Raw genomic sequence first — 2,269 nt, 5'->3', positions numbered from 1 at the left:
ACCTGCATCGACAGACCGATACGCAGCGGATGCTTCTGCAGATCTTCCGGATCCAGCGAGATACGCACCGGCAGACGCTGCACCACCTTGATCCAGTTGCCCGTCGCGTTCTGCGCCGGCAGCAGCGAGAACGCCGAGCCCGTGCCCGCCGAGAAGCCCACCACCTTGCCGTGATACACCACCGACGAGCCGTACACGTCCGCGGTCATTTCCACCGGCTGGCCGATGCGCATGTGCTTGAGCTGCACTTCCTTGAAGTTCGCGTCGATCCACAGCGAGTTCAGCGGCACCACCGACATCAGCGGCGTGCCCGGCGAGACGCGCTGGCCGACCTGCACCGAGCGCTTCGCCACGTAACCCGTGACCGGCGCGGGCAGCGTGTTGCGCGCGTTCGTGAGGTACGCGTCGCGCACCTTCGCGGCGGCCGCCATCACGTTCGGATGATTGGCGATCGTCGTGTTCGCGGTCAGCGCCTGGTTGGCGACGAGCTGCTGCTGCGCGGCTTCGAGCGCGGCCTGGGCGCTGCGCGCGGCGTCGCGCGCGTGCGAGATTTCTTCCTGCGAAACCGCGCCCGTCTGCGCAACCTGCATGCGGCGGCGCAGATCGTCCTGCGCGCGCGAGAGGTCCGCCTGACGCACGGCGACCTGTGCTTCGTACTGGCTGTCGTCGGCGAAGAGACCGCGCACCTGGCGCACGGTCTGGCCGAGATTCGCTTCGGCCTGCTGCAGCGCGATGCGCGAGTCGGCCGGATCGAGCACCACGAGCGGATCGCCGATCTTGACGGTCTGCGTGTCGTCGGCGTTCACCGAGACCACCGTGCCGGTGACCTGCGGCGTGATCTGCACGACGTTGCCGTTCACGTAGGCGTCGTCGGTGCTTTCGCTGAAGCGCGCGACGAGGAAGTAGTAGAGGCCGTAGGCAATGGCTGCAATCACGATCACGAGGACAAGCAGCGTCATCATGCGCTTGCGCTTGCCGTTGTTCGCGTTCGGCTGCGGATTGGCGGCCGGTTGCTGGGGGGTGCTCATGGAAGGATCTCCGGGTTCTTGCGTGCTGTGCGTTCAGTTATTGGAATTCAGTTCGTGGCTGCGTGCGCCGCGGGCGTGGCCGAGGCCGGCGCCGTCCACGGCGCATCGCGCCAGGGCCCGCCGTTGACGTCGCTCTGGCCGCTGCTCTTGCCCTGTGCTTCGCTGCCGACCTGCGCCGGCGGCGCGAGCCCCGCGTTCTGCGCGTCGAAGCCGCCGCCCAGCGCCTTGATCAGCGCCATCTGCTCGTCGGCGCGCTGCGACTTCAGGTTCGTCACGGTCTGCTCGGCGGCGAGGCGGTTCTGGTCGGCGTTGAGCACCTGCAGTTGCTCCGAGAGGCCCGCCTTGTAGCGGATCACGGCGAGCTGATACGCCTTCGTCGACGCATCGAGCGCGTGTTGCGCATCGACGAGCTGCTTGTCGGCCGAACGGATCGACGAGACGGTCGTTGCCACGTCCTGGAACGCGCCGATCAGCGTCTGGTCGTAGTTCGCGACGTCGAGTTCGAAGTCGGCGTAACGGCCCTTCAGTTGCGCGCGCAGGGCGCCCGCATCGAAGATCGGCAGATGCACGGCCGGGCCGATGTTCATCTGGCGGCTCGTGAAGTTGAGGAATTTGCCCCAGCCGAACGCATCGAAGCCGATGCCGGCCGCGAGGTTCACGTCGGGATAGAACTCGGCCTTCGCTTCCTTGACGTCGTGCATCGCGCCTTCGACCTGCCAGCGCGCGGCGACGATGTCCGGACGGCGCGCGACGAGATCGGCGGGCAGGTTGTCGGGCAGCGCGACGCTGGCCACCGGATTGAGCACCGGATTGGCGATCTGCAGACCGCGATCCGGACCCTTGCCGAGCAGCGCGCCGAGCTGATAGCGCACGGTCTCGATCTGGCCGTCGATCTGCGAGAGATTGGCCTGGCTCGTCGCGATGTTGCCGTTGGCGGTCTGACGCTCGACGTTGGTGTCGAGGCCCGCGACCACGCGGCCATTCGTGATGTTGCCGATGGTCTTGCGGTTGTCGATCTCGCGCGCGGCGATGTCGCGCAGCGCGTAGAGCTGGGCGAGCTGGTTATACGTGCGCGCAACCGAGGCCGCGAGCGTGATGCGGGCCTGCTGCATCTCGGCTTCGGCGGCGCGCTGCGCGGAGACCGCCTGCGCGAGTCGTTGGCGGTTTTTACCCCACAGGTCGAGATCCCACGACGCGCTCGCGAGCACGTTGTTTTCGCTGTACCAGCTGCCGCCGTAGGG

At 67.3% G+C, this 2,269-nt stretch carries 2 protein-coding genes; both read right to left on the bottom strand.

The window, feature by feature from the left end; genetic code table 11:
- Positions 1 to 1,028: EmrA/EmrK family multidrug efflux transporter periplasmic adaptor subunit (locus tag G3N97_RS38325; protein WP_205997930.1), on the bottom strand; the 1,028-nt coding region annotated here is incomplete at its 3' end.
- Between the two features lie 47 nt (positions 1,029 to 1,075).
- The coding region (locus G3N97_RS38320) for an efflux transporter outer membrane subunit (RefSeq protein ID WP_205997929.1) at positions 1,076 to 2,269 on the bottom strand (1,194 nt) is incomplete at its 5' end.

It is taken from the genome of Paraburkholderia sp. Ac-20347 (assembly GCF_017104805.1).
Classification (GTDB): Bacteria; Pseudomonadota; Gammaproteobacteria; order Burkholderiales; family Burkholderiaceae; genus Paraburkholderia; species Paraburkholderia tropica.
This window is presented reverse-complemented; position numbering and strand designations above follow the sequence as displayed.